Genomic DNA, 16,946 nt, shown 5'->3' with positions numbered 1-16,946 from the left:
CGTTTCACATGGCCGCGTGTCGCCGTCCGTCCCCAATCATGAGAAATGAGGAGAGACCGGCTTCCTCTCCTCATCCGCCAGAAAAAAAGTTTCAGATCCGCTTCCAGATATACGCAATCCTCTGGATGGCGGTGTAGTGGCCGAAGATCCCGAAGAAGACCAGGAGCCAGCCGAGGTACGGGAGGCCATAGACCGTCGTCCCGAGGAAGAGGTCGAGGACGCCGGCGATCATGAGGAGGACAAGCCTGTCTGCACGCCCGAGGACACCGCCGTAATAGCGGCCGACACCGAGGGCCTGCGCCTGCGTGCCCATGTACGAGGACATCAGCACGCCCGTGAGGGCAAAGACCCCGATCTCCCACGAGGCCGCACCTCCGGCAAAGATGCCGGTGATGATGACGATGTCTGCGTAGCGGTCTGAGACATGGTCGATGAAGTCGCCGCGCAGGCTTGCGATGGCAAGTTCCCGGGCGAGGGCGCCGTCCAGCGCGTCAAAGATGGCATTGACCGCCACAAGGACGATGGCGGCGGCGAGCATCCCTTCATAGAAGGCGAGGCCGGCCGCAAAGGCGGCGAGGAGAGCGCCGACGGAGAAGAAGTTCGGCGTCAGGCGGAGGGCCCTGGCCGCGGCGATCGCCGGGGTCAGGAGGCCTGCGACATAGGGGCGGAAGCGGTCGAGGGTCATAGACCCTCCAGCAGGTACGCCGACCAGTCGAACGAGCCCGAGGACGGGGGCACAGTCCCGGCGGCAAAGCCCGCGATGAGATCGGCGGCCTCCTCAGGGCCGGTCGTCGTCGTGTCGATCTCAAGCACCACATTCCTTTCAAAGTTTTCCAGAGTCTCGACAAGGATCACGTCGAGTGCCTCGGCCTCGGCATTCTCGCGCACCTTTGCCTCAGCATAGCCGCGGGCCACAAGGCGCGTTTCCAGCACATCGGGCCGGCACCTGAGGACGACGATACGGTCGCAGGGGAGGATGTGGGCGAGGTGTCCCTCGACAAAACCGTCTACCGGGGTGAACGCCGCCGCCCATGCCTCCTCGTCCACGATTTTCGTATCGCGTGCAGGGTCGTCGCCGAGGACAAACGGCCCGACTGTCTCGCCGGCCCTGACGACCACATGGCCGCGGCTCTCCAGGATCCCGGCGATGGTGCTCTTTCCCGTGCCCGGCGTACCGGTGATGCCAATCATCATAGTTCTGCAATCCCGCGTAGAAACAGCTCGTTCTCCCAGTCCGCCCCGATGCTGACCCTGATATAGCGGTCTTCAAGGCCGGGGAAGCTCCGGCACGACCGAACAATCACACCGCGGGCGGCGAGGCGCTCCATCGCCTCATCACCGGTGAGAGGTGCGACGTCGACGAGGATAAAGTTCGCGTCGGACGGCGTCACCGGCAGGGGGATCTCTGCTATGAACCGCTCTCTCCACGCCCGGACATGCGCGACGGCCTCCCTGATGTGCGCCTGATCGGCCAGGGCCGCACCGGCCGCCGCAAGGGCGACGGTGTTCACGGCAAAGGGCGTGGACGCACTGTCCAGGTGGGGGAGGAGGCGGTCGGGGATAAAAGCGTACCCGAAGCGCAGACCCGCAAGGGAATAGGCCTTTGACATGGTCCGCCCCTCGATGAGAGTGTCGTACTCTTTCATCAGGGGGCGGTAGTCGATATCGGAGAACTCGATGTAGGCGTTGTCCAGGAAGAGGAGGCAGTCGATCCCGTCGAGGATCTCCCGCACCGTCTCGACGGGGACGGCATTCCCTGTCGGGTTGTTCGGCGTGCAGAGGAAAGCGAGTTTCGCGCCGCGGCACGCCTCGATGAAGCGTCCGGCATCGACCGAGAAGTCGGGTTCCCGCGGCACGTTCACGACTTCGGCACCCTGCGCCGCCGCCGCAAGACCGTAGAAGGAGAATGTCGGGGTGGAGACGACGACGCGGTCGCCGGGGTCGACCACCGTCCGCACGACCGTCTCGATCACGCCGTCCATCCCATTCCCGATGATGAAGGCGTGATCGCCGTGAACCGCCTTCAGCGCCCTGAGGATCGCATCGGGGTGGCCGGCAGGATACCGGTTCCCCTCCTTCAGGGCGGCGAGGCCGGCGGCGACCACCACATCAGACGGTGGGAAAGGGTTCTCGTTGCTGGCCAGGCGGGCGACGCGGTCAAGCGCGTTCTCGCGGGCGATCTCCTCCGCGCTCTTCGCAAAGACGTAGCCGCCGGGTGCGGCGTACTGCTGTCTAACGAAGCGCTGCATTGATGACCCCGACAGCCGTGTCGATCTCCTCGTCCGAGATCACCAGGGGCGGGACCAGGCGGATGTTCCCGTCTGCCGCACAGTTGATCAGGACGCCGTGCTCGGCACAGTACGCCTGCACGGCAGGACAGCGCTCGCCAAGGGTGAAACCGATCATGAGGCCGTGCACCCGGGGGTTGTGGGCGGCAAGGCCGCGGGCAAAGCGCCCGGCCTTCTCCGGTATCGACGGGAGAAGCCCTTCGATGACACCGATCGTCGCCCTGGCCGCTGCGCAGGCGAGGGGGCCGCCTGCAAAGGTGCTGCCGTGCTCGCTCTTCTTGAACTCAAGGCCCTCGCGGGCGACAAGCGCGCCCATGGGGAAACCGCTCGCAATACCCTTCGCGATCGTGACGATGTCCGGCACCGCCTTCGTGTGCTGGAAGGCGAACCACTTTCCGGTCCTGCCCATCCCGGTCTGGACCTCGTCGACGATCACCAGGGCGCCCTTCCTGTCGCAGACATCCCTGATACCCTCAAGGAAACCTTCAGGGGCGGAAATGACGCCGGCTTCACCCTGGATCACCTCGACGATCACGCCTGCGGTGTCGGTGTCCACGGCCTTCTCCAGGGCATCGAGGTCGCCGTATTCGACGAAGGTGCAGCCCGGTTCAAGGGGCTCGAAGGGCTCGCGGATATTCGGCTTGAAGGTGACGGCAAGCGACCCCATCGTCCGCCCGTGGAAACTGTGGGTGAAAGAGACGAACTTCTTCCTGCCGGTGGCAAGGCGGGCGAGTTTCAGTGCGCCCTCGTTCGCCTCGGCCCCGGAGTTCGAGAAGAAGGCCTTGCCGTTCTTGAAGCCCGAGATCTCAACGATCTTCTCGGCAAGTTCGGCCTGGTGCGGCACATAGTAGAGGTTCGAGCAGTGGATCAGGTCATGCGCCTGCGAACAGATCGCCTCCACCACCGCGGGGTGGCAGTGGCCCGTGCTGCAGACGGCAATCCCGGCCACGCAGTCGATATACTCCTTCCCGTCCGCGTCCCAGACATGCGCTCCCTGCCCGCGCACGATCTCGATCGTGCGCGAGAAGGCGGGCATGTAATAGCGAGCATCCAGTTCCCGGTAATTCCGTGATAACTCCATCATAATACTGTCGCCTCACTCGTATTCGATGGTCGCAGGGGGCTTGGGGGTGATGTCGTAGACGACCCTGGAGACCTCGGCGATCTCCGAGGTGATCCGTCCGGCAATTGCAGTGAGCACCGGGAACGGCACTTCCAGCGGGTCGGCAGTCATGCCGTCGCGGGAGTTCACCGCCCTGATGGCGACGACCCAGCCGAAGCACCTGATGTCGCCCTTGACGCCGGTCCCCCGGCCGAGGAGGGCGGCGAAGCACTGCCACGGCTGGTAACGCTCCACCAGTTCCTCCTCGACGATGGCGTTCGCCTCGCGGGCGACCGCGATCTTCTCGGGCGTGACCTCGCCGAGGACGCGGACCGCAAGGCCCGGGCCAGGGAAGGGCATCCTGTGCTGGATCTCGGCCGGCAGGCCGACGGCACCGGCAACGTCCCGCACCTCGTCCTTGTACAGGTCGCGGAGGGGCTCGATGACCTTTTTGAAGAGCATGTCGATAGGCATGCCGCCGACATTGTGGTGGCTCTTGATCCCGCCCTCGCTCTCGATCCTGTCAGGGTAGATCGTCCCCTGCAGGAGGTACTTCGCACCCGTCGCCTTTGCCTCGCGCTCGAAGATCCTGACAAACTTCTCGCCGATGGCCTTTCTCTTCTCTTCGGGGTCGGTGATCCCCTTCAGCGCCGCGAAGAACTCGTCCGCTGCATTGACCCTCTTCAGCCCGAGGTCGCAGAAGAGTTCGCAGATCCGCTCGCTCTCGCCCTTCCTCATCAGCCCGGTGTCCACATAGATGGGGATCAGGTTCTTCCCGATGGCGCGGCTTGCGAGCATCGCGCATACCGATGAATCGACACCGCCGGAGAGGGCGACGACAACCTTCTCGTCCCCGGCCTCCTTCTTGATCTCCTCGATCGCGGTCTCGACAAACTTCTCTACCTTCACCATTGCACTTCCTCTACTGTTTTATCTCTTTATTTTCCTTGCACGCGTTCACAAAGCCGAGGTACGGCGGCGACGGCCGTGTCGGCCTCGACCTGAATTCAGGATGGAACTGGGTCGCAAAGAAGAACGGGTGGCCAGGCAGTTCCAGGATCTCCATCCTGTTCCCGTTCTTGCCGGAGAAGACCAGCCCCGCCTTTGTGATCTCCTCGATATAGTCGGGGTTCACCTCGTACCGGTGGCGGTGGCGCTCGATGATCCCGGTCTTCCCATAGAGGTCCCAGGCCGTCGTGCCGGTCGCCACATCGACCTGGCAGTTGCCAAGGCGCATTGTCCCGCCGAGGTCTTTCACCTCTTCCTGCTCGGGCAGGAGAGCGATGACATGCGTACCAGGCCCGAACTCCTCGGAGATAGCGTCTTTGTAGCCGAGCACGTCACGGGCGAACTCGACGACCGCCATCTGGAAACCGAGGCAGATCCCCAGGAAGGGGATCTGGTGCTCCCGGGCATACTGGATGGCGCGGATCTTGCCGGGGACGCCCCGCGAACCGAACCCACCCGGTACAAGGATGCCGTCGAGTTCGGCAAGGTCATGGTCGTCGAAGGTCTCGGCGTCCAGCCACCGGATCCGCACCTCTGTCGAGAGGGCGCGGCCGGCATGCTTCAGCGCCTCCTTGATCGAGAGATAGACGTCCTCGATCCCGTACTTGGTCACGATCCCGATCGTCGCCCTGTTCGTGTACTCGGCCGTCACCGTGTGATACCACTCGGAGTCCACGCCGCGCTTCTCCAGGCCGAGGGTGTCGAGGATGACGTTTGCGACCCCCTCTTTCTCAAGCTCCATCGGCACCTGGTAGATGTCGGGTGCGTCCGCGGCGCTGATGACAGCGCTGATCGGGACATCGCAGAAGTCGGAGATCTTCCGCCTGGAATGGCCGGGCAGGACGCGGTCGCTCCTGCAGACGATGATGTCGGGCCGCAGACCAAGTTCGCGCAGCGCCTTGACCGAGTGCTGGGTCGGTTTGGTCTTGAGGTCGCCCATCGTGTCTGCCGGGACCAGGGTCACGTGGACGAGTGCGGTGTCCTGTGCCGGGAGTTCGCCGCGCATCTGCCGCACCGCTTCCAGGAATGGCATGCTCTCGATATCGCCGACAGTCCCGCCGACCTCGACGAGGCAGACCTCGGCCTTGTGACCGTGGTTTTCAAAGGCCTCGGCAGTCTTTGCGATGTGGCCCTTGATCTCGTCGGTGATGTGCGGGATGATCTGGACTGTGCTGCCGAGGAAGTCGCCGTGACGCTCTTTCTCGATAACAGTCTTGTAAATCTTCCCGGTCGTGATGTTGTGGGGCCGCGTCAGTTCGATGTCGAGAAACCGCTCGTAGTTGCCGAGGTCGAGGTCGACTTCGCCGCCGTCGCTGAGCACGAAGACCTCGCCGTGCTGGGCGGGGTTCATCGTGCCTGCATCGATGTTCAGGTAGGGATCGATCTTGATGGCCGTGACCTGGTAACCCCGGTTCTTGAGGATCCTCCCGATCGATGCCGCAGTAATGCCTTTGCCAAGGCCGCTCATTACGCCGCCAGTAACGAATATATACTTCAAAACAAATTCCCCGCGGATCTCGTCGTACCCCATTATATCTCACCGGAGGATTATAGTTCTAGTGGAGGGGGAGAGGAGAAGCCCGGCCCGGGCTGAACCGCATTTCTCCGGAGATCATGAAATGTCACGATATTTTCCTCTTCTGTCAGCCTCGCTCAGGACTTTTGTCCCATGACCGCAAAGGAGGCGGTCGTCCGCGCGAGCAGGGTGCCGTCGGTGCCTGTGATCTCGCCCCCGGCAAAGGCGACGGCATGACCTTTTCTGACGACCCGACCCATTGCCCTGACGGTGCCGTCCCGCACCCCCTTGAAATACTGCGTCGTCTCGGAGATCGTGGCGATATGCTCGCCTTCGTCGAGGAGGGTGGTGAGGGCAAGTGCCATCGCCTCGTCGGAAAGGGCGGTGTAGATGCCGCCCTGCAACCAGCCTGCACCGTTGTGCATCTCGGGCCGCACTGTCATCGAGAGCACGGCCTCGCCTCCACCGAAAGATACGACTTCGATGCCCATCAGAACAAAAAACGGATTTGCCATCCGCCCTTTTGCCGCGATCTCCTGGAGATAACTCATGATCAGGACTGGGACCGTCTCCGGCATAATCATTCCCGGAACCCTGAAAAGCCCATAAAGGAGCAGGCCCCATACCCCTTCATGGATCCATCCGAGAAAGAGATGCTCAAAGACCTCATCTGGCTCAACGCCGTGATCGCAACAGAACTGATCCAGATCACGGAGAACACCTCCCAGATACTCAGGAAAGAGGCGCCACCGGCACGTTGCCTGACCGACCACCAGGCCCTCCGCGAGACCGCTCTTGCAATGGCGGAGAAGTACAGGCCCGGCACCGCCCTCCCCGGCCACCTCCGAGGCCACCGGTGATCTCCACTTTTTCCGACCGATAGATGCACCGGCGGGTACGCGCGCCCTCACCGAAGGAATGAAGGCGCGCCAACCGTCTGTCTACAAAGATAGAGTTATTGGGAAAAATCTCCCATTGAGTGGTATGAAACTCATACTCGCCATTGCACCGGATAGATTCCGCGACGAAGAACTCTTCGTCCCGCAGAAGGCATGCGCCGAGGCCGGCGTGGAGACCGTGATCGCCTCGACGAAGACCGGCACCTGTGAGGGGATGCTCGGCGGTGCGGCCGAAGCGACGGTGACTTTTGCAGAGGTCGCACCTGAGGCGTATGACGGGATCGTCATCGCCGGCGGCATCGGGTCTCAGGACTTTCTCTGGGGCAACAATGATCTTATCAGGCTCGTGCAGGCCTTCGCCGCCGAGGGCAAGGTCGTCGCCGCGATCTGCCTCTCCCCGGTCGTCCTCGCCCGTGCAGGCGTTCTGAAGGGCAAGAAAGCGACCGTCTTCAACAGCCCGAGATCGGTCAGCGAGATCAGGCGGGGCGGCGCGACGCTCACGGACGATGCCGTCGTCGTGGACGGGCAGGTCGTCACGGCAAACGGGCCCTTTGCCTCGGAGGCCTTCGCCGCCGCAGTCCTTTCCCTTCTCTCCCCCTGAAGTCCTCTTTTTTTAATTTCGCACGCCGCATCCGAAAGACTAAAGCGCGTGAAAGACTGTTTCCGGCAGAGATCCCTGAAGAGAAACGGCGCAACAGTGGATACTCTCTGCAATAAAGATAGGGGTGGCGGCAAATGGAAAATACATAACCATTATAAGTGCTGATGGCTACCTCGTCCATAAGGGACGTGGGAGCGGATATACTGTGGAGAGTTCGAATATCGACCGTCTGGAGTCAGGTATCTCCCACCTGCTCCTGACAATGGACCGATCGGGGGACGGCATCCTCATCAGCGGTCAGGAGAGGACGATCATCTATGCCAACGAGACTTTCGGCCGTATTTTTGGTCTCTCTCCCGGAGAAATCGTCGGGAGAGACGTCATGGAGGTCATGGAATCCGAACTTTCCCCCCTCTTCGAAGATCCGGAATCCTTCAGGGTCAGGATCGAAGCGGTCTACCGGAAGGCCCGAGAGTGCCGGGAGCCTGAGTTGCCCTTGCGCGGTGTCGGGTCACGGTGGATCACCTACTCCAGCCATGTCGTCTCCGGGAGTGCACTGCAGGGCCTGAGACTCGACATCTTCCGCGAGATCACCGGGATCAAACAGGCCGAGGAGACACTCCTCCAGAACGAGAAGAGGCTGAAAAACCTGACCAAAGCCTGCGGCATCTGTACCTGCACGACCGGGCCCGACCTCGCGGTCGTCACGGCCGACGAGACATTCTGTGAGATGACAGGCACCAGAAAGGAGGCTATCCGCGGGAAAGATATAAGGGAACTCCTGCCCGGCATGGCGGCATCGGAGGTGGACGCACGCCTCGGCAGACTCTCCGCGACGCAACCGGCGGCCGTGATCCCCTCGCCGGGCGGTGCATGGAGGATCTGCGGCACCTTCTTCCCGGACGGCTCGCTCTCGGAGGTTCAGTGGGCATGGTGCAGGGAGAGAGAGATGTCCCGTGCCGCAGGTACGGACGCGTGGCCATCCTGCCTCTCCGCTCTTGCCGCCCTCTGTACCGACGGGATGCGGGAGGCCGGAGACGTCCTTGCAGGGGCCGCGCGCCTGGTGCTGGAGGCGGCCCCCTGGTGTTCCTGGATCGGGATAGAGGCCCCGGGCATACCCTCTGCCGAGGCAGGGCGCCGAAAAAAGAAAGATACAGAAACGATCATTCCCATCCCTCCCGGCGAGGAAGGAGGGAAACTCCGCATCAGGCACGCGGCAGAAGAGGCAGTGCCCTCAGGCGGGGACGCCTTCCTCCACGCCGTCACCGGAGTGATCGGGGTGTACCTCGGGGAGCAGACGGCGCTGGAGGCGGCGCAGCAGTCAGAGGTCACCTACCAGACACTCCTTGAGACCACCGGAACCGCTACCTTCCTTCTCGACAACGAGGGGACTATCGTCAGGATGAACGCCGAGTTCGAGCGCCTCTTCGGGTATAATGCCAACGATCTCAGGAACGGCTTCATGTGGACCTCCTGCGTCGACGAGGAAGACCGCCAGATGGTCAGACACTTCCACGAACTCAGGCGCGCCGGGGCCGGGGACATACCGAAGTCCTACGAATGCAGGACATATGCAAAAGACGGCACCCCGAGAGATATGATCGTCAATGTCTCCCTCATCCCGGGGACCACATACTCCATCATCTCTCTCATCGACATCACGGAGCAGAACGAGACCGAGGTCGAACTCCGGGAGAGCGAGCACCGCTATCGGCTGATCGCCGAGAACGCCACTGACGTTATCTTCACCCTTGACCCTGACCTCAGGTTCACCTATGTGAGCCCGTCGACCGAACGTCTCCTTGGCTGGCCTGCCGCAGGGCTGGTTGACCGCCCGGTGACCGACTGCTTCGCCGCGGGCGACGGCGACGTCTTTTCCGGGGCCGCATGCGAGATCCTGACAGTCGCAGACGACGGGGAACCCCTCTCGCGCGTCATGGAACTGGAGGCACACCGTCCCAACGGCAGTCAGGTCTGGGTGGAGGTGCGGATCAATCCCCTGCGTGCAGGTGACGGGTCACCGATCGGGGTCATGGGCGTCATTCGCGATATCAGTGAACGTAAACACGCCGAAGAAAGGGAAATCCAGTATGTCAGAGAACTCTCATTCCTTTCCAGTGCGGCCATGGGATTCGTCGAATTGCCGCCTGAGGAGGAGATCTACCGCTATATCGCGGACCGCCTCTGCAGTCTCCTCGAGGGGTCACTCGCCATAGTCTCCCGGTACGACGACCTGGACACGACCCTCACCGTGCGGGCGATTTCCGGTATCGACGAAGACCAGTCCCCCCGCCTCTACTCCCTGGCACGCAGTTGCAGGGGCATGACCGTCTCTATCCCGGCCGACCTCATCGAAGACCTCGGCAGGGGTGTGGTCCTGCCGCTGGAAGGAAGAGGGAAGTCTGGACTCCTCGCCGGGCCGATCAGGACGATTGTCGATACCTTCGCAAAAGGCACCAGCAGGAAAGAATATGTCATGGGGATTGCACGGGGCGACGAACTCTTCGGCTGTGTGGTCGTCGTTCTCAGGGACGAGGTTTGTCTGGAATCGGTCTCGACGATCGAGACCTTTGCCCACCTCTCCTCGGTGGCGCTCCAGCGGCGGCGTCTCGAAGTCGAACTCGAATCGACAAAGTCGCGTCTCCAGCACATCCTCTCCTCAAGCCCGGTGGCGATCTTCTCGGCAGAACCCTCGACCACCGGACGCGGGATGGGCCCGATCACCTTTGTGACCGAGAACATCACCGGCCTCATCGGCTTCGAACCGCAGGAGATCCTCTTCGACTCCACATTCTGGTCCACCTACATCCACCCTGCGGACCGTCCGCGCGTCCAGGGCGAGGAATATACCGCACTCATCGAGGAGGGCAGGCGGACCTTCGAGTACAGGATCAGGCACAAGGACGGGAAGTACCGCTGGGTCCACTCTGAAGTACGGGTAATCCGAAACGAAGAAGGGAAGGCAGTCGAACTCATCGGGTCGGCGATCGACATATCGGAGAGGAAGAGGATCGAAGAGGCCCTCAGGGTCATGGACAGCGCTGTCACCTCCTCGATCAACCCGATCATCATCACCGATCTCGAGGGCGACCTCGTCTTTGCAAATCACTCAGCCCTGAAACAATGGGGCTACGAGGATATTCAGAAAGTGGTGGGAAAGCCGCTTGACCGGTTCTGGGTGCAGAAAAAGCAGATCGCCGCGATCCTCGACCGCATCGACAGGGACGGGGGATGGATGGGAGATCTGGTCGGGAAGAAGAAGGGAGGAAAACGTTTCCATGCCAGCGTATCGGCAAACATGGTGACAGATGAGGAGAACGAACCTCTCTGCATCATGCTCTCCTTCGCCGACATCACCGAGCGGATCGAGATCGAGGAGGAACTTGCGAAGTACCGTACGCACCTCGAAGAACTCGTCCTCGAAAGGACCGAGAAACTGACACGGGCAAACGAACTCCTTGGCCTGGAGATATCGGAACGCAAACGCGCGGAAGAGCATGTCCGGGCACTCAGTTCGTTCAGGGAGAGTGTCATTGAGAATGCCATGATGCTCCTCACCGTCATCGACGAGGAAGGGGACGTGAGCGTCTGGAACAAGGCGGCGGCCGAGATCACAGGGTTCGACCGGGACGAGATGGTCGGAAAGCCGGTTGGCATGGTCTGGGATCTCCTCATCCCTGACACCGTTTCCAGAGACGCCATCATGCACGACATCCGTGAGAGGATCTCCTCCTCTGGACGGATCGAGAACATGGAACTCCCGATCCTGGCGAAAAACGGTGAAACAAAGATCCTCGTCTGGAATGCCAGGCCGCTCGCGGACAGCAGGAAGAGGGGGCTTGTCGCCCTCGCCGAGGACATCACGGTGCGCAAGCAGATGGAGGAGGAGATCCGGGCGAGCGAGGCGCGCTACCGCGGCGTGGTCGAGGACCAGACCGAATGGATCTGCCGGTTCGGGTCCGACCTGCACCTCTCCTTCGTGAACGAGGCGTGCTGCCGCTCCTTCGGCCGCAGCAGGGACGAGATACTCGGGTCTTCTGTCGCCGCACTCCTCCCTGATGGCTGTGAGGATCTCCTTACTTCCCTTGCCGGGCGTTTTGCGGGTGGCCGGCAGAGCATCACCCTTGAAGGCGCCGCCCGGCACCCTGACGGGGATGTGCGGTGGCACCAGTGGACGCTACGGGCCATCTTCACCCCTGACGGTGACGTCTCGGAGTATCAGGCTGTCGGCCGCGATATCACCGAGGTGAAAAAAGCCGAGGAGGAGTTTGTCAGGACAGAGAAACTCCTCTCCCTCTCTGAACTTGCCGGTGGGATTGCTCACGACTTTAACAACATTCTCACTTCGATCATGGGCAATCTCAACCTTGCCCGGATGAAGCTCTCACCGACGATTTCGTTTACCACCGCCTGACCGAGGCCGAGGCGGCGACGATGCGGGCGGGGGAGATCACGCGGCAACTCTTCAGTTTCTCCGATAGGACAGAACCCCGGAAAGACACGCTGGATGTCGCCGACATCATCCATGAAGCGGCAAATTACGCACTCCGCGGCTCGAAGAGCACCTGCAGGCTCGACCTCGGGCCCGGGCCGATGCCGGTGGACGCCGACCCTGCCCAGATCCTCCAGGTGCTCCAGGCACTGATCATCAATGCCGACCAGGCGATGCCCGGCGGCGGTGAAGTGACTATCGGGGCACAGGTCGTGGAGGTGTCAGGGAACGATCCTGTCCCTCTTCCGATAGGTTCGTACGTGCGGATCACGGTGAGGGACGATGGCGTCGGCATCCAGAAGGAGCATCTGGGGCGGATCTTCGACCCCTATTTCACGACCAAAAAGCATGGTTCCGGCCTCGGCCTTGCGGTCGCCCTTCCCATCATCAAGAATCATGGAGGATGGATGGATGTGGCGTCTGAAACCGGTGCCGGGACAATCTTCTCCCTTTATCTGCCATCATCTGCACATAATGTACATGCAGAGATGAAGCCCGAGGTCATAACGTCAGGCAGGATCGGGTCGATCCTGCTGATGGACGACGAAGCAGGTATTCTCGAAACCACCAGCGACATTCTCCGGCATCTCGGCTACACGGTGACCACGGCACAGGACGGCGAAGAAGCGGTGACGCGCTTTGAAGAGGCGCTGAAAGAGGGGAAGCCCTTCGACGGTGTCATCCTTGACCTGACCGTGCCGGGCAGGATGGGCGGTGAGGAGACCTTCACCCGTCTCCGCGAACTCGACCCGGCGGTGAAGGTGGTGGTGTCGAGCGGCTACCTGAACGACCCTGTTGTCAGGAACCCGAAGACGTTCGGGCTCTTCGGGAGTATCGGGAAGCCGTATCGGATCGATGAACTCTCCCGCATGCTGCAGGAACTCCTCAACGCCTGAGTGCCTGGTGCCGGGAGAGTCAGACTTTTTTCACTACCCTTATTGGGGCGTGCGGTGAAGTACTCGCAACCACGCATGACCGATCAACCACCAGCCGATGCCGGGAAGGAAGCCTTCGCCCTCTATGAAGCAGGGAAGTACAGGGAGTCGATCGACCTGTGCACGCGCCTCCTGAACGGCTCAGACGATACCTCCCTTGCGATACTCGTCGCCACAAACCTCTTTGCCCTCGCGGAATACAACGAGGCGGAGGCACACCTCAGGGATCTCCTCAGGAAGATGCCCGATTCCTCGTACCTTCACAGTTTTCTTGGCCGGGTGCTCTCGGCGCGGGGGGACGGGAGGGCGGTCTCCGCCTATGCCCGGGCAGTCCAGCTCGACCCGGCAAACGAAGAGGCTCTCAGGGCCTACGCGGCATATTTCTCCGGGAAGCGCGACCAGATGTCGGCTATTCCGATCCTCTCCGCCCTTGCCCGGGTCTCGGGAAAGAAGGATGATGCTCGCGCCCTGATCCGCGCCCTCATCGAGTGTGGCAGGGGGGAGGAGGCGCTCTCGGCCTATCAGGAACTCCTTGGCGGGACCGATGCCGATGCCGAGTACATCGACGCCCTGATGGTCGCCGGGCGGCACCGGGACGCCGCGGCGGCATCGGTCGAGACCTTCAGGAGGACGGCAAACCCGGCGTTTCTGCGGCAGTACCTCGCCGCCCTCTCTGCCTTCGACCGGCCTGCGGCCCTGAAGATCTTTCCCCGGTATCTCGGGGAGACTCCTGACGACGACCTCCTCTTTGACTATGTCCTCCTGCTCAAGTCTGAGGGGAGGTGCCGCGAGGCCCTGGAGGCCTGCGAACGCCTCCTCGCCCGGAGCCCTCACCCGATCCACCAGCTCGTCGCCTGTGAACTCATCGCGGCGACCGGGCAGACCGAGCTTGCGAGGGAGTGCTACGAGGCGTTGATCAGGGATGGGATCAGCGGGATGGACGATCCCGAGACCCTGGAGATGGCCGTCGCCGCCTATGAACAGTTTCTCAGGAAGGCGTACGCCCCGGAGACAGTGCCGGCGTGCTACCTTGAGACCGTCTCCCGTGATCCGAACGTCGTCAGCCTTACGAGGACGGGCCTGTTCTATGCCTCTTTCGGGGACATGGAGACGGCGCGGGACTGGCTGTACCGGGCGTACAGGCTCGACTTCCTCAACGGCGGGATCGAGTACGCCCGGTTTCTGGCGCGGCAGGGCGAGACGCGGGAGTGTGAGAAGATCCTCATCCATATTCTCACGAACACGCAGCGGACCGCCGACCTCGTGAAGGTGGCCGAGGCCGTCATCGGCGGTGACGAGGGAGGCGCAGGGAGGAAGAGGCTTCTCGACGCGCTCGTCAGGAGGTTCTCGACCGAGACCGGCCACCTCGGCCCTGAGGGGACCGAGGTCTTCGCGCGGGTCTGCCTCCGAGCGGCCGTGGAGGCGCTGGACGCAGGCGATTATGTGCGCTGCAAGGAGTACTGCCTCCACGGGCTGGACCTATCCCGCACCTGCACGGACGCCTTCTTCGATGTCGTCAGGCGGTGCAAGGAGGCGACGGTCGCCGAACTTCCGGTCTTTCCCTTTGAAGGCAGAGGCGGTGGGGTGGCTGCAGGTGCCAGTGCCGGCACAGCAGGAACCGACCTGAGCAAAAACGATGCCGAAGAGCCGGACCTCGGTCTCGACGAACGCGAAAAGGCGCTGGTCGCCTTTTTACGCCAGCACCGCGAGACCAATGAGGAGGAACTCCGCAAGGTGCTCGATACCCGCCGGGTGAGCGGCGTGGTGAACCGCCTGATCAAAAAAGCGAACGACGCCGGCGTCCCCCTGATCGAAAAACAGGGCATGGGCGAGCACGGCGAGATATATGTCTACTGCGGGAAGTGAGTTGATGGACGGGAGAAAAACAGAGAGTATCGGGATCATCAATGCGCTCAGGCGCGGGACTGTGCCTGCATCGGGGCTGGAACGTCTTGCCGTTGGCCTGTCGGTGGAAGAAGAGGTGATCGGCAGACAACTTGACTTCGCCGCATCGGGAGGGGCCGACATCAAATTCGTCTGCGGGGATTACGGGAGCGGGAAGACTTTTCTGGTGGCGCGGGCCCTGGAAATCGCACGGGAAAAGACGTTTGTCACCGCGCACGTGATGATCTCGGCAGACACCCCTCTCCACAAGGAGAGCGCGCTGTATTACCGGATCCTCTCGTCTCTCAGGACTGCGGAGCACGAGAACGCCCTCAAAGAGATCGTGGACGACTGGATCTTCGCGATCGAGGAGAGGATCATCGAGGTCGAAGGGGTCTCGGAGGAGGACGAGGCCCTGAAGACCGGGACGGTGGAGAGGATCGAGGCGGCCCTTGCCGACATCTCGGCAGTGAACCCCGCACTCGCCGCGGCGCTCCGGGTCTACTACACGGCGAACTGCGCCGGGGACTTCCCTCTCGCCCAGGCGGCGCTCGGCTGGCTCTCGGGCGAACCCCATGTGGGGCGGAAGTTCAGGCAGGCGGCCGGCGTGAAGGGCGAGGTGGACGAGGTCTCGGCGCTCGTCTTTCTGCGGGGCTTTATGCGGATCATCAGGGCGGCCGGGTATGCCGGGCTTGCAGTGGCGGTGGACGAGGTCGAGACGGTGCAGGCCCTGCCCTCGAACCTCCGGGCAAAGGGCTACGGTAACCTCCGCCAGATCGTCGACGCCGTCGACAGGGGGGAGATGTCGCACTGCTACTTCCTCTTCACCGGCACGCCGGCCTTCTTCGAGGGGTCGAAGGGGATACGCTCTCTGCCGCCCCTGTACGACCGCCTGAAGATCGTGGGCGCTGACGACTATGCCAACCCCCTCCAGGCCCAGATCCGTCTCCGCCCCTTCGACCTGCAGAAACTGGAAGAGGCGGCCCTGAAGGTCTGCGAGGTCTATGCCGACGCCGCCGCGCCGGTGGACAGGAACCGCGTCTCCCACCGCTTTATGCAGGGGATGATCGACCGTGTCACGACGGGGTTCGGCGGGAGGGTGGACGTCATCCCCCGCATTTTCCTCCGCGAATTCGTGGATGTGCTGGACAAGTGCGGGCTGTACCCGGAGTACAACCCCGCGGCCGCCTATGCCTTCGACAGGGAGAAGGTGAAGGGTGACCTGAAGGAGGAGGAAGAGGCGGTGCTTGAGGTGGAGTTCTGATGGCCAACCGGAAGGAAACCTTTGTCGGGGATATCGCCGATGGGGAGGAGGTCGACGGGATCTTTCTCCTCAGGTCTGCCGAAGTGAAGCAGAAGAGGGACGGGAGTCCCTATATCCTGGCGCAGGTCGCCGACAGGACCGGGTCTCTCGCCTGCAACATCTGGGGCGTGCAGGGGTACGGCGAGGCCGTTTCTACGGCGGCAGAAAAACTGAAGGTCGGGGCTGTCTACCGTATCCGGGGCTTTGCAAAGGCCTACAACGGCGCGGTGCAGGTATCGGTGAACGAAGGGATCGCCGACCTCGCAGAGGTGCCGCCCGACGAGGTCTCTGCGGCGGACTTCGTCTGTGCGCCGGTGAACGAGGCCGAACTGAAGGGTGGTGTGCTGGCGATGGCCGGCGATATCGCCGACGGCGCACTGCGAGATCTGGTGCTCGAAGCGATTGCCGGCGCGGACGGGTTCTTCATGAAACCTGCCGCGAAGTCGCGGCACCACGAGTACCGCGGCGGCCTTGCCGGACACACCCTGGAGACGGCCAGGATCGCGGCAGCGTCCTGCGATGCCGCCTGCATCCCGATGGACCGCGACCTCGTCGTCGCGGGGGCGCTCCTCCACGATATCGGGAAGGCATTCTGCTTCGACGAGGCCGGGCTTGCCTTCACGGCGAGACCCGAGTATGACCTCGTCGGCCATGTCACCATTGGCGTCTCCTATCTTGCCCGGTTCCGCGGCCGCATCCCGGAGGAAAGATTTTCTCACCTGCTCCATATTGTCCAGGCCCACCACGGCCCCCACGGCGAGGTGCCCTGCCACACGCCGGAGGCATGGGCCGTCCACCTGGCGGACCTGACGAGCGCCACCCTGCGCGAGGCGGCCGACGACCAGAAGGAGGCCGAACCCGGCACCCGGAAGAACGGGTGGCGGAGCGGCGGCCCTGTCTGGCGGTTCTGAAAGGTTT

14 protein-coding genes are annotated in these 16,946 nt (G+C 62.6%); 7 read left to right on the top strand and 7 right to left on the bottom strand.

Annotated elements, in window-relative coordinates; all coding sequences use genetic code 11:
* Nucleotides 1–91 precede the first annotated feature (91 nt).
* The 7 genes from BP869_RS07225 to BP869_RS07195 all read right to left on the bottom strand — a co-directional run bounded on the left by BP869_RS07225 (nucleotide 92) and on the right by BP869_RS07195 (nucleotide 6,492).
* Nucleotides 92–685, bottom strand: a complete 594-nt coding sequence (locus BP869_RS07225) for a CDP-alcohol phosphatidyltransferase family protein (RefSeq protein ID WP_342678264.1) — start codon at nucleotides 683–685, stop codon at nucleotides 92–94.
* Complete coding sequence (locus BP869_RS07220) at nucleotides 682–1,194, bottom strand: adenylate kinase family protein (protein WP_342678262.1); 513 nt, start codon at nucleotides 1,192–1,194, stop codon at nucleotides 682–684. The genes BP869_RS07225 and BP869_RS07220 overlap by 4 nt, the downstream gene beginning before the upstream one ends.
* Nucleotides 1,191–2,249, bottom strand: a complete 1,059-nt coding sequence (gene hisC / locus BP869_RS07215) for a histidinol-phosphate transaminase (protein ID WP_342678260.1) — start codon at nucleotides 2,247–2,249, stop codon at nucleotides 1,191–1,193. Before hisC ends, BP869_RS07220 begins: the two co-directional genes overlap by 4 nt.
* Nucleotides 2,233–3,369, bottom strand: coding sequence for an acetylornithine/succinylornithine family transaminase (locus tag BP869_RS07210; RefSeq protein WP_342679112.1), 1,137 nt, complete (start codon nucleotides 3,367–3,369; stop codon nucleotides 2,233–2,235). The genes hisC and BP869_RS07210 overlap by 17 nt, the downstream gene beginning before the upstream one ends.
* A gap of 15 nt (nucleotides 3,370–3,384) precedes the next feature.
* Nucleotides 3,385–4,302 carry a glutamine-hydrolyzing GMP synthase gene (gene guaA, locus BP869_RS07205; protein ID WP_342678258.1) on the bottom strand — a complete coding sequence of 306 codons (918 nt, stop codon included), beginning with the start codon at nucleotides 4,300–4,302 and terminating at the stop codon, nucleotides 3,385–3,387.
* A 10-nt stretch (nucleotides 4,303–4,312) separates the two neighbouring features.
* Entirely contained in the window at nucleotides 4,313–5,896 is a 1,584-nt protein-coding gene (locus BP869_RS07200; RefSeq protein ID WP_342678256.1) for a CTP synthase, read from the bottom strand.
* A gap of 155 nt (nucleotides 5,897–6,051) precedes the next feature.
* Nucleotides 6,052–6,492 (bottom strand): PaaI family thioesterase, encoded by a 441-nt coding sequence (locus BP869_RS07195; protein WP_342678254.1) that lies wholly within the window; start codon nucleotides 6,490–6,492, stop codon nucleotides 6,052–6,054.
* 54 nt (nucleotides 6,493–6,546) lie between these two features.
* Between BP869_RS07195 and BP869_RS07190 the strand changes: the two genes are divergently transcribed.
* From BP869_RS07190 to BP869_RS07160, 7 genes are all read left to right on the top strand, one after another.
* Nucleotides 6,547–6,774, top strand: coding sequence for a hypothetical protein (locus BP869_RS07190; RefSeq protein WP_342678252.1), 228 nt, complete (start codon nucleotides 6,547–6,549; stop codon nucleotides 6,772–6,774).
* A gap of 124 nt (nucleotides 6,775–6,898) precedes the next feature.
* Nucleotides 6,899–7,414, top strand: coding sequence for a DJ-1/PfpI family protein (locus tag BP869_RS07185; RefSeq protein ID WP_342678250.1), 516 nt, complete (start codon nucleotides 6,899–6,901; stop codon nucleotides 7,412–7,414).
* A gap of 205 nt (nucleotides 7,415–7,619) precedes the next feature.
* A complete protein-coding gene (locus tag BP869_RS07180; RefSeq protein WP_342678248.1) occupies nucleotides 7,620–11,828 on the top strand; it encodes a PAS domain S-box protein in 4,209 nt (1,402 codons plus the stop codon).
* A gap of 20 nt (nucleotides 11,829–11,848) precedes the next feature.
* Nucleotides 11,849–12,802: an ATP-binding protein gene (locus tag BP869_RS07175; protein WP_342678246.1), complete on the top strand. Its 954-nt coding sequence runs from the start codon at nucleotides 11,849–11,851 to the stop codon at nucleotides 12,800–12,802.
* 75 nt (nucleotides 12,803–12,877) lie between these two features.
* Nucleotides 12,878–14,707, top strand: a complete 1,830-nt coding sequence (locus BP869_RS07170; protein ID WP_342678244.1) for a hypothetical protein — start codon at nucleotides 12,878–12,880, stop codon at nucleotides 14,705–14,707.
* Nucleotides 14,708–14,711: 4 nt separating this feature from the next.
* Nucleotides 14,712–15,989, top strand: a complete 1,278-nt coding sequence (gene brxD, locus BP869_RS07165) for a BREX system ATP-binding protein BrxD (protein ID WP_342678242.1) — start codon at nucleotides 14,712–14,714, stop codon at nucleotides 15,987–15,989.
* The gene (locus BP869_RS07160; protein ID WP_342678240.1) at nucleotides 15,989–16,939 is read left to right on the top strand and encodes an HD domain-containing protein; all 951 of its coding nucleotides are present in this window, start codon (nucleotides 15,989–15,991) and stop codon (nucleotides 16,937–16,939) included. Before brxD ends, BP869_RS07160 begins: the two co-directional genes overlap by 1 nt.
* Nucleotides 16,940–16,946: the final 7 nt, after the last annotated feature.

Origin of the sequence: Methanofollis sp. UBA420 (assembly GCF_002498315.1) — an archaeon.
GTDB lineage: Archaea > Halobacteriota > Methanomicrobia > Methanomicrobiales > Methanofollaceae > Methanofollis.
This window is presented reverse-complemented; position numbering and strand designations above follow the sequence as displayed.